22 protein-coding genes are annotated in these 21,991 nt (G+C 41.6%); 14 read left to right on the top strand and 8 right to left on the bottom strand.

The features are described 5' to 3' along the window. Positions 1-56: 56 nt before the first annotated feature. From FHW89_RS13675 to FHW89_RS13660, 4 genes are all read right to left on the bottom strand, one after another. Positions 57-1,013: a FecR family protein gene (locus tag FHW89_RS13675; protein ID WP_172335611.1), complete on the bottom strand. Its 957-nt coding sequence runs from the start codon at positions 1,011-1,013 to the stop codon at positions 57-59. 163 nt (positions 1,014-1,176) lie between these two features. Then, positions 1,177-1,713: an RNA polymerase sigma-70 factor gene (locus tag FHW89_RS13670; RefSeq protein ID WP_172335610.1), complete on the bottom strand. Its 537-nt coding sequence runs from the start codon at positions 1,711-1,713 to the stop codon at positions 1,177-1,179. A gap of 167 nt (positions 1,714-1,880) precedes the next feature. Continuing rightward, positions 1,881-4,505, bottom strand: coding sequence for a phosphoenolpyruvate synthase (ppsA, locus tag FHW89_RS13665; protein WP_172335609.1), 2,625 nt, complete (start codon positions 4,503-4,505; stop codon positions 1,881-1,883). Positions 4,506-4,512: 7 nt separating this feature from the next. Then, positions 4,513-4,968, bottom strand: coding sequence for a MarR family winged helix-turn-helix transcriptional regulator (locus FHW89_RS13660; RefSeq protein WP_172335608.1), 456 nt, complete (start codon positions 4,966-4,968; stop codon positions 4,513-4,515). 248 nt (positions 4,969-5,216) lie between these two features. Between FHW89_RS13660 and FHW89_RS13655 the strand changes: the two genes are divergently transcribed. From FHW89_RS13655 to FHW89_RS13645, 3 genes are read left to right on the top strand one after another with little or no spacing between them, the layout of a single operon-like run. Beyond that, positions 5,217-5,933 carry a DUF4397 domain-containing protein gene (locus FHW89_RS13655; protein WP_172335607.1) on the top strand — a complete coding sequence of 239 codons (717 nt, stop codon included), beginning with the start codon at positions 5,217-5,219 and terminating at the stop codon, positions 5,931-5,933. Positions 5,934-5,993: 60 nt separating this feature from the next. Then, on the top strand, positions 5,994-6,584 hold the full coding sequence (locus FHW89_RS13650) for a sigma-70 family RNA polymerase sigma factor (RefSeq protein ID WP_172335606.1): 591 nt from the start codon (positions 5,994-5,996) through the stop codon (positions 6,582-6,584). After that, on the top strand, positions 6,565-7,695 hold the full coding sequence (locus tag FHW89_RS13645) for a hypothetical protein (protein WP_172335605.1): 1,131 nt from the start codon (positions 6,565-6,567) through the stop codon (positions 7,693-7,695). Before FHW89_RS13650 ends, FHW89_RS13645 begins: the two co-directional genes overlap by 20 nt. Before the next feature lie 160 nt (positions 7,696-7,855). On the opposite strand, the gene gap is transcribed toward FHW89_RS13645, so the two are convergent. The 3 genes from gap to FHW89_RS13630 all read right to left on the bottom strand — a co-directional run bounded on the left by gap (position 7,856) and on the right by FHW89_RS13630 (position 11,039). Further along, positions 7,856-8,833 carry a type I glyceraldehyde-3-phosphate dehydrogenase gene (gap, locus tag FHW89_RS13640; RefSeq protein ID WP_172335604.1) on the bottom strand — a complete coding sequence of 326 codons (978 nt, stop codon included), beginning with the start codon at positions 8,831-8,833 and terminating at the stop codon, positions 7,856-7,858. A gap of 11 nt (positions 8,834-8,844) precedes the next feature. Continuing rightward, a complete protein-coding gene (locus tag FHW89_RS13635) occupies positions 8,845-9,849 on the bottom strand; it encodes a GlxA family transcriptional regulator (protein WP_172335603.1) in 1,005 nt (334 codons plus the stop codon). A 581-nt stretch (positions 9,850-10,430) separates the two neighbouring features. Beyond that, positions 10,431-11,039: a TetR/AcrR family transcriptional regulator gene (locus FHW89_RS13630; RefSeq protein WP_172335787.1), complete on the bottom strand. Its 609-nt coding sequence runs from the start codon at positions 11,037-11,039 to the stop codon at positions 10,431-10,433. Between the two features lie 123 nt (positions 11,040-11,162). Between FHW89_RS13630 and FHW89_RS13625 the strand changes: the two genes are divergently transcribed. The 8 genes from FHW89_RS13625 to FHW89_RS13595 all read left to right on the top strand — a co-directional run bounded on the left by FHW89_RS13625 (position 11,163) and on the right by FHW89_RS13595 (position 16,260). Next, positions 11,163-11,759 (top strand): carbonic anhydrase, encoded by a 597-nt coding sequence (locus FHW89_RS13625; RefSeq protein WP_172335602.1) that lies wholly within the window; start codon positions 11,163-11,165, stop codon positions 11,757-11,759. Positions 11,760-11,917: 158 nt separating this feature from the next. Next, positions 11,918-12,385 carry a hypothetical protein gene (locus FHW89_RS13620; RefSeq protein WP_216650568.1) on the top strand — a complete coding sequence of 156 codons (468 nt, stop codon included), beginning with the start codon at positions 11,918-11,920 and terminating at the stop codon, positions 12,383-12,385. Beyond that, a complete protein-coding gene (locus FHW89_RS13615; RefSeq protein ID WP_172335600.1) occupies positions 12,385-12,906 on the top strand; it encodes a DUF420 domain-containing protein in 522 nt (173 codons plus the stop codon). Before FHW89_RS13620 ends, FHW89_RS13615 begins: the two co-directional genes overlap by 1 nt. Before the next feature lie 75 nt (positions 12,907-12,981). Further along, on the top strand, positions 12,982-13,860 hold the full coding sequence (locus FHW89_RS13610; RefSeq protein ID WP_172335599.1) for an NmrA family NAD(P)-binding protein: 879 nt from the start codon (positions 12,982-12,984) through the stop codon (positions 13,858-13,860). A gap of 104 nt (positions 13,861-13,964) precedes the next feature. Further along, the gene (locus tag FHW89_RS13605; protein WP_172335598.1) at positions 13,965-14,801 is read left to right on the top strand and encodes an SDR family NAD(P)-dependent oxidoreductase; all 837 of its coding nucleotides are present in this window, start codon (positions 13,965-13,967) and stop codon (positions 14,799-14,801) included. A 4-nt stretch (positions 14,802-14,805) separates the two neighbouring features. After that, positions 14,806-15,300 (top strand): hypothetical protein, encoded by a 495-nt coding sequence (locus FHW89_RS29150; protein WP_371742457.1) that lies wholly within the window; start codon positions 14,806-14,808, stop codon positions 15,298-15,300. After that, positions 15,266-15,349 carry a hypothetical protein gene (locus FHW89_RS29145; RefSeq protein ID WP_371742456.1) on the top strand — a complete coding sequence of 28 codons (84 nt, stop codon included), beginning with the start codon at positions 15,266-15,268 and terminating at the stop codon, positions 15,347-15,349. The genes FHW89_RS29150 and FHW89_RS29145 overlap by 35 nt, the downstream gene beginning before the upstream one ends. Before the next feature lie 20 nt (positions 15,350-15,369). Beyond that, positions 15,370-16,260, top strand: coding sequence for an AraC family transcriptional regulator (locus tag FHW89_RS13595; RefSeq protein WP_172335596.1), 891 nt, complete (start codon positions 15,370-15,372; stop codon positions 16,258-16,260). Between the two features lie 461 nt (positions 16,261-16,721). On the opposite strand, the gene FHW89_RS13590 is transcribed toward FHW89_RS13595, so the two are convergent. Further along, the gene (locus tag FHW89_RS13590; RefSeq protein WP_172335595.1) at positions 16,722-17,972 is read right to left on the bottom strand and encodes a hypothetical protein; all 1,251 of its coding nucleotides are present in this window, start codon (positions 17,970-17,972) and stop codon (positions 16,722-16,724) included. Positions 17,973-18,130: 158 nt separating this feature from the next. Between FHW89_RS13590 and dndC the strand changes: the two genes are divergently transcribed. Genes dndC through FHW89_RS13575 form a run of 3 tightly spaced genes read left to right on the top strand, consistent with a single transcriptional unit; the run spans position 18,131 to position 21,984 of the window. Then, positions 18,131-19,447: a DNA phosphorothioation system sulfurtransferase DndC gene (gene dndC / locus FHW89_RS13585; RefSeq protein ID WP_172335594.1), complete on the top strand. Its 1,317-nt coding sequence runs from the start codon at positions 18,131-18,133 to the stop codon at positions 19,445-19,447. 4 nt (positions 19,448-19,451) lie between these two features. Then, positions 19,452-21,593 carry an AAA family ATPase gene (locus FHW89_RS13580; protein ID WP_172335593.1) on the top strand — a complete coding sequence of 714 codons (2,142 nt, stop codon included), beginning with the start codon at positions 19,452-19,454 and terminating at the stop codon, positions 21,591-21,593. Then, complete coding sequence (locus FHW89_RS13575; RefSeq protein WP_172335592.1) at positions 21,586-21,984, top strand: DndE family protein; 399 nt, start codon at positions 21,586-21,588, stop codon at positions 21,982-21,984. Before FHW89_RS13580 ends, FHW89_RS13575 begins: the two co-directional genes overlap by 8 nt. The last annotated feature ends 7 nt before the right edge of the window (positions 21,985-21,991 follow it).

The raw sequence follows: 21,991 nt of genomic DNA, 5'->3' as shown, positions 1-21,991 counted from the left end.
GATGAAGCATCGGGAATTTTTATTTCTATATTTTTCTACATGGGCATAGTGCTTGATTAATAAATGGTTACAATGTTTCCGGTTACTTGATAATGAAGGCCTACAGCAAATTCCAGGCTGTTCAATACACTTTTTATATCGGGATTGTTAAATCGTCCGGTATAACGCTCATTTCTTAATAAGCGATTATTAATAAGCACCCTTACATTATACCAGCGTTCCAGGGTGGATGCTATATCACTAAGTTTCTGATCTCTGAATTGCAGCTGATTAGTGCGCCAGCTATAATAGGCAGCGGCGTAAACATTTTGTTGTTTTAATGACTGATCGTTATCATACACGCCTTGCTGATTAGCAGTAAGTATTAAAGAGGTCTTTTTTGTTTTTGGAGAAAACATTACACGCCCTTCTTCAACTACTACATCGGTTTTATTTTCTTCGGGGTAGGCTCTCAGATTAAAATGAGTCCCCAAAACCCGCACAAGCACCTGTTTGCTATTGATGGAAAAAGGACGTTTTTTGTCTTTAGCTACGGTAAAAAAAGCTTCGCCTTCAAATTCTACAACTCTTGATGTGTCTGTAAATTTTTCGGGATACCGCAATTTGCTATCAGAGTTTAGCTGGATAACTGTTCCATCGGGTAGGGTACAAGTGGCTTTTTTACCTCTGGGGACTTTTACTTCATGATAACTTATGAGGTTACTATCTTTTTGTTGATGACTCCCTGAAGAATGATAAATATAAAAGGTAATGCCCAGCACCAAAATAGTACTTGCAGCTGCGCTGATCAGCCATGTCCAGTTTGTTTTGTGGGTTTTTTTCTCAAGGAATATCCGGCTGGATAATTCTATCCAGGTTTTATCCTCAACACCCTGTACATCAATAGGGGGCGATATGGTAAAATCGCTTTCTGTTATGTTTTGCAGCCATTGTTTAATTGCAAACTGCTCATCTGTAGTACATTTACCCTGATGATATCGTTCCAGTAATTCCTGTGTTATTTCTATTTTCATTTAATGAAATGCGGGCTACGTGCCGCATTCATTAACATAGCCGATTAATTCTTTATTTTTCCTAAGACTAATTCTAAATAATATATAAGTGGCAGATAGTCAGCAGGGAAAATTTTAGAGAGGAATAGGGTGAGCAAATATCCTGACTGCTTTTTTGATTTATTTAATCAACGGCTAAATTTTCCCGGAGAAAATTCAGGGCTTTATAGAGGTGGTATTCAACCGTTTTTTCGGATATAAGCAAGGTGGAAGCTATCGACTTTTTATCCAATCCTTGTTGCTGACTTAAACGATAAACTTCCTGCGATTTATAAGGTAGCCTGTTAATGAGGCCGTTAATGGTTTTGTACAGTTCGTTATAGTTTAGCGTGTCTTCCGTGTAAGTGCCTTCTGTTGCCTGGTTTTGAACAACATTTTGCAGGTGTTTTTGCCGGTTTGATGTGGTACGGCAATACTCAAACACTTCAAGCTTAGCCGATCTGAAAATGTATTGTTCTATAGAGGCATTTATCTGGAGCGTGTTTCTTCGTTTCCATAAAGATTCAAATATATCCTGAGAAAGCTCGGCAGCTATATCTTCATCCTTCAACGTGGCATAACAAATAGTAAAAACCTTTTTCCAATACGTCCGGTAAAGCTGCTGAAAGGATTGCTCGTTTAAGTGAAAAACTACTTGGGGGTATTGGTTATTGCCTGACACTGGACGCTAATTTTGGACAAATATAGACAACTATTTAGAATCATTATAAATAAAAGCAATTAAATATAATATTTTGATTAAAAATTTAGTTCGCTGTCCTTAATTATCGTGTAGCAATTCCATTTAGTGGTGTATCCACTTCTTTTTATCATTCAAAACGCTTCAACTTATAGTATTTCTATAAATCCATCAGTTCCATTTACCTTGATCCGTTGCCCATCCTTGATCAGTTTGGTTACATTATCCACCCCAACGACAGCGGGTAAGCCATATTCACGTGCGATAACGGCACCATGGGTCATTAGTCCGCCAACTTCAGTAACCAAACCTTTGATGGATACAAACAAGGGTGTCCAGCTGGGGTCAGTAAATGCGGTAACCAATATATCCCCATCTTCCAGATCGGCATCTTCCATGTTTAAGATAACACGTGCCCGTCCTTCTATAACCCCCGAAGAAACAGCCAGACCAGCAATAGCACCGACCGGTAGATCTTCATGACTGTACTTGCCGTTAACGATCTCACCATCAGACGTCATAATACGCGGAGGTGTCAGTTTTTCAAATAACTTATACTCATCTTTTCGTTTATTGATGATCTGGTAATCCAGTTTATGGGTATGTACCACCTCTCTGAGTTCTTCAAAGCCGAGGTAGTAAATATCTTCTTTTTTATGAATGACACCGGCTTTTACAAGCTGCTCTGCTTCTTTCATTAAAGCCTGCTTGTAAACAAAGTAACGGCTGATTATAGCATATTTTGGATATTCACGATAACCGGCAAAATTCCTGATCAGGTCGATCATTCGTTTGGTTTCTTTCATCTTGTGTTCGCCATCTGGTAATGCAGCCAGCCGGAGTAATAGTTCCTGTTCTTTTCTCCATGCCTCCTTATGCCCTTGTTCAAATTTTCGGCTGCCGGCACCAGGCTCAAAGTTTTTGATATTATTGAGTATAATAGGGACAAGCGTCGATGGTTTTTCTGTCCAACGGGTTTTCGTGATATCAATTTCTCCGGCACATCGCATTCCATATTTGTTGAGATAAGTATCGATAGCCCCCCGGACTTCCTGCCCGCCATCAAATCGGATCAATTCATCCAAAAAGTTATCATCCTTTACTTGTTTTAAATACGCAATTACCTTGGGGTAAGGGCGAATCACATCGGCAACATGCAAAAGTTCCAGTCCCATTTCCGATGTAATATTGTTGGGTACCGATTGGGCAAGCGTATCCGCCGCGTTTTTCTCACCTAACCACTCGTTCATTTTTTCATTAACCCATGCCGAAGCATTCATGCCAGTCATGATTACATTAAAGCTTTGCGAATCGGCTGAGGTCTTTTTGAGTTGCTGAATATCTTCCAGGATAAAATCAAACAGATCTGTGCCCGATTTTCGTTGGATGTTTTGCTTTAACGATTCTATCAGATTTTGACTACTCCTGATCAACTCAGAAACGATCGCCGGATCATAGTCATTCAGTGCCTGATAATCTCTATGCATCGCATTTGCAGGGCTTTTAGCAGGAACTGGGTTTTGTTTATCCTCCGATAATAATTTTATAAAATCTCCCCGATCTATGATGCTTGTAAGCGCACCTTTAATGAGCGGATCAGATTTTCCAAGAACATTCAATAAGGTATGTCTGCCAGCCGTAGAAGACAGCATTTGTGTAATATCAACAAATAACCTTCCGCCGGCTGTGCGCATGGTTGCCGGGGTGGTTAACAGAAAAAAGGATAACCCTAATGGTTTCATGGCATCGGTCATCATTTGTTGATGGCCGACAGATACATAAACGTGATTTTCCTGGTCGTCCACTTCCGGGATCGGATATAAGGTGGTGATCGGCCGGCTTTGTACAATATAAAAACTATCCCCGGCCAAACACCATTCAATGTCCTGCGGGTTGCCGAAATGTTCTTCAACCTTTCTGCCTATGCACTCAAGCTCCAGGATCTGTTCATCTGTCAGTGCTTGTTTTTCCTGCTCTTCGTGTCCGATCTCCTGTTCATGGGTTCCTCCATTTTTTAAGGCATAAATAGCCATTTTTTTGGTTGATATCTTTTTGTCGATAATCTCCCCGTTATGTACCTTATAAAGGTCGGCGCTCACCAAGCCTGATACCATGGCCTCGCCAAGCCCAAAGCCGGCATCAATGGATAACACTTTCCGGTTACCGGTAACGGGGTCGGCGGTAAATAGAATCCCTGATGCCTCGGGGAAAACCATTTTTTGAACAACAACCGACAGGTGAACTTTACGATGGCCGAATCCGTTTTGGATACGGTAAATTACTGCCCTATCCGTAAATAATGATGCCCAGCATTTACTTATATGCTTCAGGACAGCTTCTGTTCCGATAACGTTCAAATAGGTATCCTGCTGGCCCGCAAAAGAGGCTGAAGGCAGATCTTCGGCCGTAGCGCTGGAGCGTACGGCAAAGGCATCTTTTACACCGAACTTTGTGAGATAATTTGCAATTTCATTTGCTATATCTTCAGGAATAGATGCTTTTTCAATGGCTTTGCGAATCTCGCCGCTGAGGACACCAATTTTAACTCGGTCTTCTACGCTTAGGTAAGATAACTGATCAAGCAACTCATTAATCGATGGCATCTCTGCTATGGTCTTGATAAAAGCTTCGGTAGAAATACAAAAGCCATCGGGTACATTGATTCCTTTAATCCCGGCAAGTTCACCCAGGTTGGCACCTTTACCCCCAACTGTTGCCAGGTTTGTTTTGTCGGTTTCCCGGAAACTTAGCACATAAGAGTTCGTGTTTTTCATTTTTTGATTATTTACTGTTGAGACCCGTTGTTGTTTCATTCATGATATCAATCGCTTTTAAAAAATAGTTTTCAAGAATTTCAACTTCTTTTTCGGCAAATGAAGCTATTAGCTCTTCCGATTTATTCCTGAATTCTTTATAAAGCGGGGCCATCAGGTCCATTATGTTTTTAGTGTTTGGTTCAATGATAACCTTCCGTCTGTCGTCTTTGGAAAATTTTCTTTTCACCAGTTTTTTCTTCTCAAACCGGTCTATTAACCCTGTAACAGCACCGGTAGTTAATCCGGTTAAATTGGAAAGCTCACCGGCGGTCATCGATCCCTCTTTCAAGAAAAATCCAAGGTATTTATGGTCAGTTCCAGAGAATCCTGCCTTTCGGGCAACTGCCTCGTGCATCTGAATGGAGGTGTATGCATATTGTTGGCTCAGTCTTCGTATCCGTTGTAGTACTTCCTTATCCATTTTTATCTTATTTAATAAGTATCTTAGTAGCAAAGATATTATTTAATTCAGAAAACATCCAAATAATTTTTTGAATGAAATATAAAAACTACCTGCTGCTCAATGGGTACCTGGGTGGCCTTAAACAGGAACGATAGTTAAAAGATGTTAAAGGCAATTAAATTTTTGAAAAATGTGTTTTCATTTGTTGCGCTGCTCCTGCGAGCTCCGTATTACGGAAAATTTTAAAGCAGTTAACCCCTATTACCATGACCATACTTTCAAAACATTTTATCAAGGTATTAATAGCCCCGATTTTCGGGATTATTATTGCTGCATCGTTCACAGCATGTAAGAAAAATAAAAGCGACGATACCCCTGGTAAGTCTAACCTGTCTGTTGTTGACGCGTCTGCCGGCACCTGGCAGCTTGATTTTAAAATTAACGGCGTAAAATATAATCAGGCACCACTGAAATATGACACCGTTTTGCCGTATGCCAGCGTGACGGCGGGTTCTCAAACTTTTTCTATTAGTTTAAAAAATGAATCCCGGGTGTTGATCAATGCTTCTGTCAACCTCAGAAAAGACCGTTATTATACGGCTTTCATAGCTTCGCTTAAAGAATTGCCATACGCGCCTCTTTTTGTGATTACTCAGGAAGATCTGACACCTGTTAATGATAAAGCCAGAGTCCGGTTTATCAATGTGGGGGCAGATACGAAGCCTGTAAATTTGTATGTAAGCGGGACGGATGCCGCCTTATTTGAGCAATTGCCATTCAGGGAAGCTACTCTTTTTAAAACGCTTCCAGCCGGCGAGCATTACAACTTTCAGATAAAGGAGAATGCGCAGGCAGCTGCTATAGCTACCCTTAATGATGTAAAACTTGAAAATGGTAAATTATATACGGTTTATGTCAAGGGCTTTAAATCAGATAATACTTCTATAGGGAAATTAAAACTCAGCATCATCAGCAGTAAATAGTTTGCTGGTAATGCGTAAATGTTCAGCTGTCCCCAAGTTACTTATCTATATAGAATCCTTGTGATCAAACCTGTATTGAAATTCCAGGAATTAATTCTCAAATGTGTCAATAATGACTCGAAAGCTCAGGAGCTGCTGTATAAATCGTTCTACGGGTTTTTAATGGGAATAGCCGTTCGTTATGTGGCCGGACATTATTTAGCCGAAGAGGTGGTTAATGACAGCTTTGTTAAGATTTTTAATAATCTGAAGCATTTTGTGATGCCAGAGGACACAGAGCAGCAACATAAGCTTTTTCGCGGCTGGGCTGGTAAGATAGTGTCAAGAACAAGTATTGATTGCATGAGGGCTAATAAGAAACATATTTATGCTGATTATCCTGATGAAGCAACCCTTCCTTCAGACCATATAATGGTGTTAAGCAGGCTTCATGTATCAGATATTTTGAAGTTGCTTAATCAATTGCCGGCTTTACAGCGTATTATATTTAACATGTATGAATTAGAGGGCTTTACTCATGAGGAAATAAGTGATGAATTAAACATCTCCCAAAGCCACAGCCGTGTTGTGCTGGCCAGGGCAAAAAAAAACCTTCGGACATTTTATCAGGAACAATCAATAAATGATAGCTATGAAAAAAGAATTAATTGATATCATCAAAGATGAGCTCAATGATTTTGAGCTGGATTATAGAACGGGTGCCTGGGAAGATTTTTACAAACAGGAGAAAAAGAAATCACCGCGTATCATTTCACTCAAACGTTTTGCCATTGCTGCCGCGGTTATTTTAGTAGCCTTATTTTTATTCTTGATTGCTGGTAAATATTTACAAAAAAAACAACAAAATATAATTGTTTTAAAGGTGCCCTTTAAGAACATGCCTGTTATTAAAGTTTTGCCGCAAAGCCCGGGCAAGTATGTGCAGTATAAACACCGGCAACACTATCAACCTAACCCGGCTGTTCATCCGGATAAAGGACTTGCTGATATTTTATCAGCCATGCAACTAAAAAGGATACCGCCAACTATAGGTGATACTATCAATACCAATCCGGGCATACAATTTTTGGCGGTATTGCCAACATCGTTGGTACCTCCGGCAAATACCCTTGCTAAACATTTGCCAAGCCATCAAAATAGTGAATTTAGAAAAAGGTGGCAATTGGGGCTATCGGTTGGTAATGGGGTAAGTTACGGGCAGGAGCATCAGTTTGGTGCAGGAGCGTTTGTTACATATCAGCTTTCGCACAGATTGGCATTCAGTTCTGGTTTTTATTTTAATCAGTTAGGTGCGCTTAAAAATGTTGCTCATGATAATAATTTTTCTGATCCGGAAAAGGTGCTTACCAACATAAAGGTTAATCTGGGAGGGTTGGAGATTCCGTTTGAGCTGAAGTATAAATTAACCAGGCGCTTTTATACCAAATTCGGGGCCTCGTTATATTCTATCAAATCCCAGCAGCAACAACTGATTTTTACACGGGCCGAGAGCAGTATCGTAAATTATATTGACCCGACGGGTACTGCATTTTCTGAAACGCTGGTAACCGCCGGTTATGCGGTTGCTGAGGCGGTGCCACCCAGTCAGCTCGAAAAGAACAAGCTGATTTCTATTTATAATTTCTCAGTAGGTTATGAATACCCAATACTGCACGGGCAAAAGCTATTTATCGAGCCTTTTATTAAATTACCTAATAAAGAATTTTCGGTATACCGGGTTAATCTTGCCCAAACAGGTATACGGCTTAACGTAAGTTTTTAATATCATTGAACTATTTGTTAGCGTATATTGATTAAAAAAGGAGATAATCATCACTGAACATCTCCCTGAAATACCTTGAGGGAGTTTTACGCCCTTATCACCGATAAATAATACATTCCTGATTCACGAAGATTAAATCAGGAATGTATGACTTGCTGATTTATAGCTTTGACACCAGCTCTGCTATTCGGTTGGAAATCCCTACCTCGTTATCATACCAGGCAACCACTTTTACTAATTTTCCGAGCGTTTTAGTTAGACTGCCGTCTACAATAGAAGAGTGTGTGTTTCCGAGTATGTCTGATGATACCAGGGGCTCTTCTGTATATTCCAGTATACCTTTAAGCGAGTTTTCTGCATAAGATTTAAATAAATCATTCAGCTCGTTAACAGACACTTCCTTTTTCAAGTTAATGGATAAATCCACAATTGAAGCATCAATCACCGGGACACGGTAAGAGTAGCCGTCCATTTTTCCTTTCAAGTTTGGCAGTACATCGCCTATTGCTTTAGCAGCGCCGGTTGTTGTTGGAATAATGGAGTACGACGCAGCCCGAGCTCTTCTTAAATCTTTGTGAGGGGCATCTTGCAGATTTTGATCAGCGGTAAACGCATGTACGGTAACCATGTATCCAGATTCGATCCCAAATTCCTTGTCGAGTATATACAAAACCGGGGCAATACTACCTGTGGTACAGGAGGCGGTTGAATAGATCTGATCGTTCTCTATAAGTTCGTTGTTAATGCCGTGTACTATGGTTTTAACCCCACCAGTAGCTGGTGCGGTAATCAATACTTTCTTCGCGCCGGCATTAATATGCGCCTGGGCCGCAGCTTTGTCTGTAAATCGTCCGGTTGATTCTATAACCGCATCAATGCCTAGATCTTTCCAGGGAAGTTTTTCGGGATCTCTTTCACTTAGCAGAAGTATTTTTTTACCGTTTACCACAATGGCATCGGCATCACTGGTAACTTCTCCCGGAAAGCGCCCGTGTGCGGTATCATATTTTAATAGATGGGTGAGTGTTTTGATATCGGTAAGGTCATTAACCGCGACAACTTCTATCTCCGGCTTGTTTTGCAAGGCCCGGAGTGTCATTCTTCCAATGCGGCCAAATCCATTAATTGCTATTTTCATTTTATTATATATTAATTTGTGCTATGTGATGTGCGGAATGTGCGCCTGTAATCGGATGGTGTGGTCATTAAGTGCCTCAGAAAGGTACGCCTCATAGAAACCAGGCCACCCAGACCACACTTTTCGGCTATACCTTCTATAGACATATTTGAGTCCTCCAGGTATTTCCGTGCGGTTTCGACCCGGAGTTTTTCAATAAATTTGGCAGGTGGCACACCTGTTTGTTTATGGAATACACGTGTAAAGTTTCGAGGACTCATATTCAAATGATTTGCAATCCTGACCACATCCAATGGTTCGTGCAGATTTTCCATAAACCAATTCTGCAGTTTGCTGGCGATATTGGAACTCTCATAAACCGGTAACAAATTGGCAAACTGAACCTGAAAACCCGGTCTGTTTAGATAAAAAACTAATTTTCTGGCAACCTGTATAGCAATATCTTTTCCATGATCTTCCTCTACCAAAGCCAGCGCAAGATCAATTCCTGAGGTAACGCCGCCAGATGTGTAGATATGCCCATCTGTGGTAAGAAAAGCACTACTATCTACATCTATTAAGGGATAGTCTTTTTTTAACCGTTTGCTGAGATCCCAATGTGTGGTGGCTTTCCGGCCGTTTAATATTCCTGCCCTGGCTAATGCAAAAGCGCCGCCGCAAACTGAGCCTATCCGGCGCGTATTATTTTCGTTTAAAGACGATAGCCAGTTAAAAAAATCATCATATTCCGGATTTTTCAAGGCTTGAAAGTCGTTACCAGCTACGATAAGCGTGTCAATAGGGGTTTTAATTTCCATTGCACAAAATTGACAAGCTATCTCAATCCCAGTTGGGCAAATAATTTTCTTATCTATAGTGGGTGCTACAATCAAAACATTATAACCCATTGCTGATCCGGATAAACTTAAAACTTTGTCGGCATGAGTAAAAACATCGGCTGGGCCTGAAAAATTGATCAGGGTTGTTCCTGCCGTCGCTACAATTATTACTTGTTTTTTTTGTGGGCCATTGTCCATATATCAAAATTACAGCTTAATGTATTTGGCTCAAAGGACATAAATTATACATTTTAGGCCACGTAAGATTATGGCTTTATGTTAATCGGAAAACTGAGCGATAAGTTAATGGTGGTGCTAGCAATTAATCCAAGTGAGTATTAAGGATCTAAACTTATCTGGATGGTTTGCCTTATCCTAAGTGGATTTATAATCAAAAAAGTTGAGTAGCTTGGAGTACTACTCGACTTTTTCCTGCGGAGAGGGAGGGTTCTGAACATTTCTACATAACCACCTCATTATCAATATGTTAACATTGTCATTTTTTCAAACGCAACGAATCACGCAATGGGCAAATAACTCTAATTGTTACCCGAAATTAAGAATAATTTATTAAAAACAAGCTTACCAGAAAACGTGATAATGACATCTGCATTCTGCAACTCGTGTAAATACTTGGATATCTGAACGCCATGACCATTAACGTAAATCTGCGTTAATCTGCCCGACTAATGTATTTACAACTCATTAATAACATCAAATGAATGCTTATCATGTCTGCAATCTTTTATAAAAGAGCGGCAACATTAACAATGGGCTGATCAGCGCTTTAGTATTTGGATAACCAAAGATTTATTTAACAGCGCTGCATCTTTATTACCCGTCGCCTGTGCAACGACCATTGCCCCCAGGATGAGACTTAGTAGCTGCGGCAGCAGCATTTTCGCTTGTGCCGGTTCGGCCAATTGATCTAAACGTTGCTGTATAAATATCGCTGCTTTTTTAAGGTGCTGATCCACCTTCGCCCGAAGCTGTTTCTCCTCCTCCGTGCTGAAATCACTCAAGCCCCTCGTAAACACACAACCATTAAAATCCCGGTCGGCGATCCAGTCATTCACCGCATCAAAGGCCGCCAGCAACTGGGCTTTAGGATCGTCGCCCGCAGCCGCTACTCGTTTTTCCAGGATATTGAAACGGAACGCATCCCAAAAGTCAAGGTAAGCACCGATGAGATCAGATTTTGAAGGGAAGTAGCTGTAGAAAGTCCTTTTAGACACCAAACTTTCCGCGATGATGCGGTCAATACCTATCGTATGCACGTCATGCTCATTAAATAGCCTGATCGCGGTCTTCAAAATACGTTCGCGAGGTTTCAAAGTGTCGATCTTTTCTGAACGCAGGTCACGGAACGGGCTCATTATGTCTGCCATATCCAAAATTAAGGCTTTTAACTGCTTGAAATATCAGGCAATTGTCAAAGTAGACAGATTTGTATACTTTTTATTGTTAAAGTAGACAGACCTGTATACATTTGATCCATAAAATTTAAAGACATGACAAATTTCAGCCAATTCGAATTCAGGAACTTGTCCGGGTTCGACCAAAACACTTTTGATGGTTTTGATAAAGCCATCCCGATGAAAACACTTGTGATCTATTGTTTTGATCCCAGAGCAGCAGAGATCCCAAAAGCCGTAGCCGATTATTTGGGTGATGAAGTTTACCCGGGCGAGAACATCACGGATGAGAATGGTGTGCGAATCGGTCATACAAGGACTTTATTCGCTTTATCGAACGGAGGTGGCCGCGCGTTACAATCGTTGCAATCCATCGCCACGATGGACTATCTGTTCCATTATCAGAATGTGGTCATTGTTCACCACTCTTTCTGTGGCATGACCTCTTATACACCGGAACTGCTGATCGAAAAATTCCACACGCATCACCATACGGATATTTCCGGACTGTGGGACCACGAGGACATGGCTATTGAAGATTATGAGAAGACCATCAAACATGACGTAGATCTGCTCGATCATAGCCCGCTTGTACCCAAACACCTCAATCTCTATGGTTTCTTTTATGAGATCAATTCGGGTGAGCTGACCGAAGTGGTACGTGTACCTGCCAGCGAAAGGTCGGCATCATGATCGCAGGTATCAAAGCGCCTGACTCAACCATCGCACGCCAAGCGGAGCAATATGCACGTGAGTATTCAAGCGACGTACTCTTCAACCACGTGATGCGCTGCTATTTTTTCGGAGAGCTGTTCGCCCGGAAGAGGGGTGTTAAAGTTGATCATGAGCTCATGTTTGTATCCGTAGTTTTGCATGACCTGGGTTTTACCGAAGCCGGGAAAGGGCCCCAGCGGTTCGAAATAGAAGGTGCGCACGCGGCAAGACGCTTCCTGTTGGACAACGGTATTACCGACGACCGGGCTTGGCAAGTGTGGCATAACATCGCCCTGCACGTAGGAGACTTGAACCTGTTTAAAGATGAACCGACGCGTTTGATGCAACAGGGTATCCTGTACGATCTCACGGCATTACCGCCCGAGCTGGCCCTCGATCCTAAAGATGTTGCAGATGTACTTCGCCATTATCCGCGACTGGGATTTAAACAGGGTTTTTTGGAGCTCTTTACCAGGGAACTGGACAGCAAACAGCCTTACCCGCACCGCTTTCATTTCTGCAGTTGTATTGAGCATCACCGTTCAAATACGTTGAATATCCCGAAACCGGAAGATTTTTTAGGTAGCGCCCCATTCGCCGACTGATGAAAAAAGAACAACGATACATAGGGGCACTCGCCCTGGCGATCAATGGGTTGATTGCCCTCTCCGTTTTCTTACCCAAAACTGCCCTGCCTGCCGGCATCAACGTTAATTTGCTGCCAAAGGTCAACGCCGTCCTTAACGGCCTGACCTTTGTGGCTTTACTGGCCGCGCTGCTTGCCATCCGACGTCATCGCCGCGACTGGCACCGGCGTTTCATCGGGGTCGCGTTTGCTGCAACCAGCCTGTTTCTGGTCAGCTACCTGGCCTATCATTTCACCACGCCATCGGTCCGGTATGCAGGTACCGGCTACCTGCGTTATTTATACTATTTAATTCTCTCTACACATATCCTGCTGGCCATCATCATTGTGCCGCTGGCTATGTACACGATGGCGCTGGCCCTCAAGAACGAAATCGGCCGCCACCGGAAAGCGGCCCGCTGGACGATGCCCATCTGGCTTTACGTCAGTCTCACAGGTGTGATCGTCTATCTGATGATCTCGCCTTACTACGTCAATTAGTGTCAGTAATTGGCCGTTCCGGGTTAGCAGCCCGGGTTAAACCCGGACTACCTTTGAGTATTCAATTCAAAACAAATGAAAGATCAGATCAAAGTACTCATCACCGGCGCGACCGGCAAAAGCGGCGGGGCCGCTATCGATGAGCTGTTAAAAATGGGCTATCCCGTGCGGGCGCTCGTCCACCGGTTGGATGAACGTTCGGCACAACTGGCCGCCAAAGGTGTTGAGGTGGTCGCTGGTGACCTGTTAAACTTGGATGACATCTCGGCCGCCATGCAGGGTATCGACACCGCCTACCTGTGTTACCCTGTGCTGGTGCCCGGCGTATTGCAGGCCACCGCTTATTTCGCTATCGCAGCTAAAGAGAACGGCCTGAAAGGGATCGTTAATATGTCGCAGATATCAGCCAGGCGGGAAGCCAAAAGCAACGCTGCCCAGGATCATTGGGTAGGCGAACAATTGCTCAGCGCTACCGGCATCCCCACCGTACACTTAAGGCCCACCTTTTTCGACGATTGGTTCCTGTATATCCGCGACCTGATCAGGGACAATAACGAGCTCGCCATGCCTTTCGGGGACGGACGCTGGGCACCGGTGGATTCCGCCGACTTGGGACGCGTGGTCGCCAAAGCAGCGACGAATATCAACGCCTATGCCGGGCAAATCCTTAAGCTTTACGGCCCGCAGGAATACAGCGTGGCAGAAATGGCTACCGTCATATCCGGCGAACTCGGCCGAACGATCCGGTACCAACCCGTAACCATCTCCGAATTCTTTGAACGTAATGCCAAAAGACCGGCCAGTGAACATTTCATCCAGCACGTGACCCACGTGGCCGAAGATTGTGTGAACGGCATTTTCGCAGGGACGAATCGCCTGATCGAAACGATCACCGGTCAGCAGCCGGAAACATTGGCAGCCTTCTTCAGAAAGAATAAATCAGTATTCAGCTAATGTAAATCTGTGTTAGTATTCGTACAATACGGGTTAGCAGTACGGGCGGGCACGGGCCTACCTTTGGTGTATCGAAACAAGTAATTCATTTAAAATAAATAATCATGAAAAAGAAAATTTGGCTGGTCACAGGTGCCGGCAAAGGCTTCGGCCTCGAAATCGTTAAAACCGTCCTCGCAGCGGGCGATAAAGTGATCGCTACGGTGCGCAATGATGCCGCCGGCTTGCAGGCAGCTTTGGGGAACCCGGCAGACCTGCTGGTCGTCAACCTGGATGTTACCAACGAGATTGAAGTACAACAAGGGGTCAGTGAAGGCCTGGCGAAGTTCGCACAGATCGACGTCCTGGTCAATAATGCCGGTTTCGGCATTGTCGGTGCCATTGAAGAAGCTTCAGCTGAAGAAGTAAGGCGGCAGTATGATACCAACGTGTTCGGCGTACTGAACTTGGTACGCGCCGTATTGCCCGGAATGCGGGAAAGAAAGGCCGGACAGATCATCAACATTTCGTCGCTCTTCGGTTACGGTGCCTTAGCTGGCTGGGCTTTATATGGTTCAACCAAATATGCGGTTGAAGGCTTATCCGAAGGTTTGGCCCTGGAGCTTGCACCGTTTAACATCAAAGTCACTGCCCTTGCGCCGGGCCTGTTCCGCACACAGTTCCTGAATTCGCAAAGCTATTCCCTGACCAAGCAGTCGATCGCAGACTACCAGCCTACCGTGGTCGGCCAAATGAAGGCTGTTCCGGAAGCGCTCCACGGCAACCAACCCGGCGATCCGGCGAAACTGGCGCAAGTGATATTGGAACTGGCGAATACCGAAAACCCGCCGCTTCATTTACCGGTCGGACTGGATTCCCTGCAAACCTACCGGACTAACCGCGATAAAACCAGCCAGGAAATTGAGGCCTGGGCCAGCAAATTCACGCCTACAGAGATCTAAGGTCATGAAACGCAGGCTCATCAATAAGGAACTCTGGTATTCCTTTATCGCCATTCTTAAATATTTCCCCAAAGCCCTGATCAGGCCACAGGTAGACGGGCTATTGTTTTACGAACCGGAAAAACAGGCGGAATTCCGGCGGCGGGTGCAAAGCCTGACGCCCGGTTCCAAACGGGTCTGGGGCACGATGGTTGCAGCGCAGATGCTGCACCATCTCAACCTGTCGCTGGGTGGTGCGCTGGGTTATTTCGATCTTTGGGACGAGAGTTACGGATTGAGCCGTACGGTATTCAAATGGCTGCTGGTCGATTTCTTCCCGGAGCAGCCGCGGGGATTGCGCATGCCGCTTAACTTTGTGATACCACATGACGCGACATATGATTTCGAGCAGGAGCAAAAGCTATTGCTGGGGATCCTGGATAAGGCCTGGACCACACCGACCGAAGCCCTGGGGGCCGCATCCGCTGTTCGGCAGGCTGACCCGCAAACAATGGGGTAAACTGGCGCTGATACATATCGATTACCATTTAAGGCAATTTAGTGCCTGATCTTTTGTAAATTAGACCTGATGAATCACTACCGTTCCTTAAGCGAGATGCACCGTGACAACGGCCTGCCTGAACCGGAGCACCCGATGCTGAGCCTGATCAGGATCACACCCGGCCTGGTGCTGAATTTCCAGGAATTCACGTGCGATTGCTATATGATAGGGCTAAAACACATCAAAGCTGGGCATTGGCTTTATGGTCGCACGCGTTTCGACCACGAAAAAGGTTCGATGGTGTTCTGGAAACCGCGTCAGGTTATCGAGATCCATGACTTGGAATTGGAAGAGGGCGGCTATATCCTGCTGTTTCATGAAGATTTCTTATTGGGCAGCGCGTTGCAACGCGAGATCGGTCGATATACCTTTTTTGACTATGAAGCGGACGAAGCCCTACACCTCGCGCCTAAAGAAGAAAAGATCATCATGCGCCTCTTTGAATCCATCGACACCGAATATGATAATAACCAGGACGAGTTCAGCCGGAATATCATCCTGGTCAATATCGATTCCTTGTTGAAATACGCCGAGCGTTTTTATAAACGGCAGTTCATCAACCGCCGGGAGCTCAGCGGTAAGACGGTCACGACTTTCCAAAGGCTGCTGGACGATCTCGTCAGCCAGGATAAGTTAATGAAAGAGGGGCTACCGTCCGTGTCCACACTTGCGGCTGAGCTAAATATGTCGCCCCGTTACCTCAGCAATGCGCTGAAACTGGAGACCGGCAAAACCGCACAGGAACTGATCCATATCGCGCTGATCTCGGTCGCCAAGAACCGCTTGCGGGAATCCGGCGACCATGTTTCCGAGATCGCCTATTCCCTCGGTTTTGAAAATATGTCGTACTTTGCCCGGTTATTCAAAAAAGAGGTCGGGACCACCCCTAAAGATTTTAAAAAGCGGTTGGTAAATTAATGCAGTGAACATCCGTGCCCATACTTAATCCACCGGAATCTCCGGGTCATCGGCTTTGTTTTTTTCTTGTGCTTTGAAACTTTTATTCATCGGAATTGGCAAATTTGCCTTCCTAAGCCAGCTTCAAGTACCGAAAATTACCTGATTTTTCTTGTAATATACATCTGCCCATCAATGATCATCTCATTCGCGGAGGTGTCAAGATCCGTATCGCACATACGCCAGTAAAAGTAAATGATTATGACAGAGCCTGCAGCTATAATGATGATGGGCGCCCTAACTTTTGCAGCAATTTATAGGATATGATAAGGTCAAAACCGCCAGAAATGGCACCGGGTATATTTAATTTGTATAAACAAACTAGATTTACTTCGCATTATTCGAAATAGCTCCCGATTCAAGAAATTCGCGCATTGATAATAAATAGTTATCTGTTATTGCTGTTTAAGCATCGGCCGGAATTAATCAACTTCTTCAGGAATTTTGTAGTGGTTATTATTTGCAATTAAATGAAATTCAGCTTTTTTCTCAGGATTATCTATGAATAACTTTCTTACACGGTCACCCAACCAATGATCATATTTTGTCCTTGTGTACATATCGCACAAAACCTCTACAGTTTCCTGTTCTAGTGGATACTTTTCAACATAGTAGGTCAATAAATCAGCTCTCGGTTGGACAAATTTATACCAGTCCTGAAGCCTATCTTTTACTATTGCTCTTTGGAATAATGCGTCGCCGAATCCATTTGATTTTAAAATTTTATGAGTTCTTTCGTCCTGGGGGCGATACCCGGTACAGTGATCAATCACAAATTGGTTGGCTTCATTTATTTCATCTTGAGGTATTAACTCATGGTCTAAAAGCGTAGCATAATTACTAAATGCATTGTATTTGTCATTCCAAATTCGGAGGCGCCATATTTCTCGAATTTGTTTCGGACTATAGTTGAAATTTTTAATAGAGTTAGGATAGTACGTAATTACAGTTAGATCATTCTGCCTCTTTATTAAAAAATCAGCAAGGTTCTCTTTTGTATTCGTGCAACAAAGTTCAAATACACGGTTAACTATTTTCAACGCAATATTGTCGTGATGAAAAAGAAATCCATAGATGTCTGTTCTGTTTATTAATTGTTGCCAAAAATCTGTTAAATCGTTTTGTTCAACAGTATCATCTATTTCTTCAACAAGATGACTGAAATCCGCATTAACAGGTTTATAAGTCGGATTAAAATGATCCGAAAATTTGTTCAACAAATTTTCTTTGCCCCCCTCAATTGTAATCTTGGGCAAATTACTTTTTAGGAAACTCCAAAAGGATTCTGTATGATGAGCTTCTATTTCATTGTCTCTATAGTGTGCACAGTCATTTCTTCGATCTCTCCAATATTTAATTTGATCTCGTATATCATCAGAAATATTGAATATGCCACTGTGTTTATTAGTTAACTCTGAAAAAACGGCTTTTTCCCAAGCTTCGTTAATTTGAATTTTGTTAATTACAGCATCCCATTTTTCCTGATTGATGTTATTTGGTTTTACAGTACGATTAATCAGTTCTTTAATGCTAGTTAGAAAAGATAAATAGCTAAAGTGCAAGGAAGCTCTGTAAGCGCCATTTTTATAGCAAGCAATAGACTCAGTAAACATTTGAAAAACGTTATTACTGAATTTCTTTTCCGAGAGCCATGTTTCAAATGGTGATTTCATTTAGGCAGTATTTAATTTTAGGATTTATCAATTTATTTAAATAAATGTTCATAATTATTTCATTATTGATAAATAGAAAAGGAAAGATAGTTGCTTAAGGTTTGAATTTATGATATTTGTAAGGGTTAATCTTTAAATTCCTCCTAAACGTCAAATTGATGACCGAAGATATCAAATTTATACTATCCGAAATAGAAGACCAATACCTACACGATGACAATCCCCGTCCTTGGATAATTGGTTTTAGTGGAGGGAAGGATTCTACTATGCTTTTGCAACTAGTTTGGCTTGCAATTAGGGCGCTACCTAAAGAGTTACGGACGCGTAGAATTTATGTAGTTTGCAACGATACATTGGTTGAAAACCCTAAAATTTCATCATTTATCCACAAAACGTTGCAGGACATCCAAGCAGAAGCGGTCAAACAAGCTATGCCGATTACTGTCCACCAAACTACTCCGAGACTTGAAGATACTTTTTGGGTCAACTTACTGGGCAAGGGGTATCCAGCGCCTAATAATACATTTCGTTGGTGTACGGATCGACTTAAAATAAACCCTACAACAGAATTTATTAAAGCTAAAATTAGTGAAGTTGGAGAGGCCATTATTCTATTGGGAACCAGAAGTGATGAAAGTGCAACGAGGGCACGCAGTATCGAAAAAAGTAAAATTCACATAGAAAGTCAACGTTTAAGGAAGCACATGCTTCCTAACGCATTTGTTTTTGCACCAATTTCTGATATTCTTACAGACGACTTGTGGCAATATTTATTACAGGTAAATCCACCTTGGGGTGGTACTCATCGGGATTTAATTACACTTTATAGAAATGCCAACGGAGGAGACTGCCCGTTAGTTATTGATACAACAACTCCCAGCTGCGGTAATAGCAGATTCGGGTGCTGGGTTTGTACAGTCGTAAAAAAGGACAAATCGATGGATGCGTTAATCGATAATGGCGAAGATTGGCTTGAGCCTTTGGCGGAATTTCGAGACATGCTTCAAGACAATCGTAATAACAGGGAATGGCGACAAAAGTGGAGAAGAAATGGAAGCGAACAGGAGCAGGACGAAAAAGACTGGGGTCCATACGTGCCTGAACGAAGAGCTTATATGTTGAAGATTCTACTCCAAGCACAAAAAGAAGTACAGAAAACCGAAAAGGATCTGGTACTAATCAATTTTCAGGAATTAGTGGCAATTCAAGTAACTTGGCATCGTGATTCAATATTTCAATATAGCGTCGCGTCTATTTTCAATGATGTATATGGAACTGGGTACGAAAACTCCGACTTCAACGATCAGAACATTTTCGAAAAGCAAATATTAAAGGAAGCTTGCCAAACTGAAGAAGATTTTGAACTGATCAACGAGTTATTGGAAATTCAGAAGTCAAAATATATATTAGTCAATAACTATGGTTTGCAAAGTGACATAGAGAACCATATTGAGTCTTACTCTAAAAAATTATAAACTAATGTATATCGACAAAATCGAGATTAGTAATTTCAGGGTGTACTATGGGTTTAATCAGTTGCAGCTATCTAAAGATTCTACAGCTAATATTTCTGTGGTAGCTGGCAATAACGGATTTGGTAAAACTTCATTTCTTACTTCATTGGTATGGGCTCTTTACGGCAAAATTATGTCCGATGTTGACCAACGATATAAACAGGAGATTTATGAGGCGGGCGGTTACAAGAAATATTGCCATAAATTAATGAATAGAGTGGCATTAAAAGAATCTGAATTACAGCATGATAATTTGCCAATTGCTTTAGGAGAGGATAGTTTCCATCTTGGTAAAGAAAATACTTCAAGCGCAATAGATATTACAAATTCATTTAGTGTTACTATCAGGTTATCGGGAGTAATGATTCCGTCCGTTCAATCTGAGTTTGTACAAATTAAGAGAACTTATAATGTCAAAAGTCACAAAGAAGATGTAGAAATTCTTATTGATGGGAAGATCAACGAGTTAACTAAAAACGTTGGACCTGAGATTTTCATAAACGACTTTATTTTACCCAAGGAAATCGCTAAATTTTTCTTTTTCGACGCTGAAAAAATTGTTTCATTATCAGAAATTAAGACAACAGATGAAAAATTGTTTCTAAGCCAGGCTTATTCTGAAGTATTGGGAATTAAAAAATATACCGATTTAAAAAATCACCTGGAAAACGTTCGTTTGCGAATGCGAAATAGAGCGGCTGACAAAAGTGACAGAACGAAATTAAATAAGCTAACTGATCAGCTCGTTCAAAATGAAAAACTAATACAGGTCTTCAGGCAACAGATCACGGAAAAGAGCGAGATTCTTCAAAGTAAGTTGAATGCCTCCGATAGATATCAAGAACAATTAATCCGAGAAGGTAGTGGCATGACACTCTCGGAATTAAAGGGACTCAAAGAGTCGCAAATAAGCACAAATATTGAACTTGTGGCAGTTAAATCCCGTTTCAATGAGATGATAGAATTGGCTCCATTAGCAATGGCGGCTGGGATGATGCATGATGTTAAAACGCAATTGGAAAATGAAATTAGCAACAGTTCAATTGCTAATTCTATTTTGAAAAGCAAGGCCGATTTGATTGTTCATTCAATACAATCTCAACGAGAAGTTAATTTATCTCCCCAACAACAGACAATTCTTATTGAACTTATAAGAACAACTTTATTGCCAGCAGATTTGTCAAGTCATAAGGTTTTACTAGATCCTCAACCAGAATTTCAAAATAATTTTTTCGCAACTTATGAATTGCTGAGATCATCATATAGCAAAAATTTTAAATCAACGGTTGCAGATCTCAAACGTGTTCAAAGCATTTATAATGCTATTCAGAAAAAATTGGCGGATGCAGAATCAAAGGAAAAGGATTCGGTGGTAGCCGCTATAAGGAAGGCTAAAACGAAGGTTGATAATGAAATAGTTAATTTGGAAAATGAAATAGCTCAGCTAACTTATCAAATTAATAGTACAGGCACTGATAATCAAACCATTTTAAGACAAGTTTCGGAATTGAGCAAAAAAGTTAAGGTAGAAGATGCCGATCAACAGAAAGATTTAATTTCAGCAAGACTAATTGATAAATTAAACGTTTTCATTTTAAAATTCAAACACAAAAAAAAGGAATCCCTAGAACAAAATATATTAATAGAATTGAATCGCCTTATGCACAAAAATGGATTTGTGAAAGAGGTAAAAGTAATTATAGATGGTGAAATAATTGAGATTGAACTATTTGATCAACTTAACCATAAAATCGATAAAGAGTTACTATCAAAAGGCGAACAACAGTTATATGCGACCGCTTTGCTAAAAGCCTTAATCGAAGAATCGAATATAAGATTTCCTGTTTTTATTGATAGTCCATTACAAAAATTTGATAGAAAACATTCACAAAATATTATTAATCAATTTTATCCTAACATAGCAGCGCAGGTAATTTTATTTCCTCTAATTGGAAAGGAATTAACGGAAGTTGAATATAGGATGTTACTGCCAAAAGTTGGAAAAGCGTTTTTAATCAATCAAGTAGACAAATACCAGTCATCGTTTACAGAAGTTGATCCTGAAAATCTGTTCGATTATTATTTAAAACAAAATCAGTATGTTTAGTAATATTAAAACAGCAAAGGCAAATAAAGAAATTGTAACCAAACTCACAAATAAGCTGAATTTAGGTTCAGAGAACATTGTCGCTCGCATGGCACTGTCCTATTCTTTGACATCTGGCAAGAAATTCAATATAAGCGACATCTTAGATTCTGGAGGCAAGGAATATAGTATGAAAGTCTTGTTTGGTGAATTGTCAGAGTATTATATATCTTTCATTTGCGTACATTATTTGATTCACAAGACTAACAAAGACGTTTCCAAATATATTAAAATGCACATCGACGATGGTTTGGTAATGATTTCGTCTGAAATTGAAGGTAAAAATTCAATTTCCGGTACTGACTTTATTATTAACGAAGTAGAAAAAGGGCTTAGATATTTTGAAAATTAAAATAAAT

Origin of the sequence: Mucilaginibacter sp. SG564 (assembly GCF_013149275.1) — a bacterium.
In the GTDB taxonomy this organism is placed as follows: Bacteria; Bacteroidota; Bacteroidia; order Sphingobacteriales; family Sphingobacteriaceae; genus Mucilaginibacter.
This window is presented reverse-complemented; position numbering and strand designations above follow the sequence as displayed.

Bases quoted from the DNA above. Each gene is read 5' to 3' on its own strand.
- FHW89_RS13675 (WP_172335611.1), bottom strand. From the start codon at position 1,013: ATGAAAATAGAAATAACACAGGAATTACTGGAACGATATCATCAGGGT.
- ppsA (WP_172335609.1), bottom strand. From the start codon at position 4,505: ATGAAAAACACGAACTCTTATGTGCTAAGTTTCCGGGAAACCGACAAA.
- FHW89_RS13660 (WP_172335608.1), bottom strand. From the start codon at position 4,968: ATGGATAAGGAAGTACTACAACGGATACGAAGACTGAGCCAACAATAT.
- FHW89_RS13655 (WP_172335607.1), top strand. From the start codon at position 5,217: ATGACCATACTTTCAAAACATTTTATCAAGGTATTAATAGCCCCGATT.
- FHW89_RS13645 (WP_172335605.1), top strand. From the start codon at position 6,565: ATGAAAAAAGAATTAATTGATATCATCAAAGATGAGCTCAATGATTTT.
- gap (WP_172335604.1), bottom strand. From the start codon at position 8,833: ATGAAAATAGCAATTAATGGATTTGGCCGCATTGGAAGAATGACACTC.
- FHW89_RS13635 (WP_172335603.1), bottom strand. From the start codon at position 9,849: ATGGACAATGGCCCACAAAAAAAACAAGTAATAATTGTAGCGACGGCA.
- FHW89_RS13630 (WP_172335787.1), bottom strand. From the start codon at position 11,039: ATGGCAGACATAATGAGCCCGTTCCGTGACCTGCGTTCAGAAAAGATC.
- FHW89_RS13625 (WP_172335602.1), top strand. From the start codon at position 11,163: ATGACAAATTTCAGCCAATTCGAATTCAGGAACTTGTCCGGGTTCGAC.
- FHW89_RS13620 (WP_216650568.1), top strand. From the start codon at position 11,918: ATGTTTGTATCCGTAGTTTTGCATGACCTGGGTTTTACCGAAGCCGGG.
- FHW89_RS13615 (WP_172335600.1), top strand. From the start codon at position 12,385: ATGAAAAAAGAACAACGATACATAGGGGCACTCGCCCTGGCGATCAAT.
- FHW89_RS13610 (WP_172335599.1), top strand. From the start codon at position 12,982: ATGAAAGATCAGATCAAAGTACTCATCACCGGCGCGACCGGCAAAAGC.
- FHW89_RS13605 (WP_172335598.1), top strand. From the start codon at position 13,965: ATGAAAAAGAAAATTTGGCTGGTCACAGGTGCCGGCAAAGGCTTCGGC.
- FHW89_RS29150 (WP_371742457.1), top strand. From the start codon at position 14,806: ATGAAACGCAGGCTCATCAATAAGGAACTCTGGTATTCCTTTATCGCC.
- FHW89_RS13595 (WP_172335596.1), top strand. From the start codon at position 15,370: ATGAATCACTACCGTTCCTTAAGCGAGATGCACCGTGACAACGGCCTG.
- FHW89_RS13590 (WP_172335595.1), bottom strand. From the start codon at position 17,972: ATGAAATCACCATTTGAAACATGGCTCTCGGAAAAGAAATTCAGTAAT.
- dndC (WP_172335594.1), top strand. From the start codon at position 18,131: ATGACCGAAGATATCAAATTTATACTATCCGAAATAGAAGACCAATAC.
- FHW89_RS13580 (WP_172335593.1), top strand. From the start codon at position 19,452: ATGTATATCGACAAAATCGAGATTAGTAATTTCAGGGTGTACTATGGG.
- FHW89_RS13575 (WP_172335592.1), top strand. From the start codon at position 21,586: ATGTTTAGTAATATTAAAACAGCAAAGGCAAATAAAGAAATTGTAACC.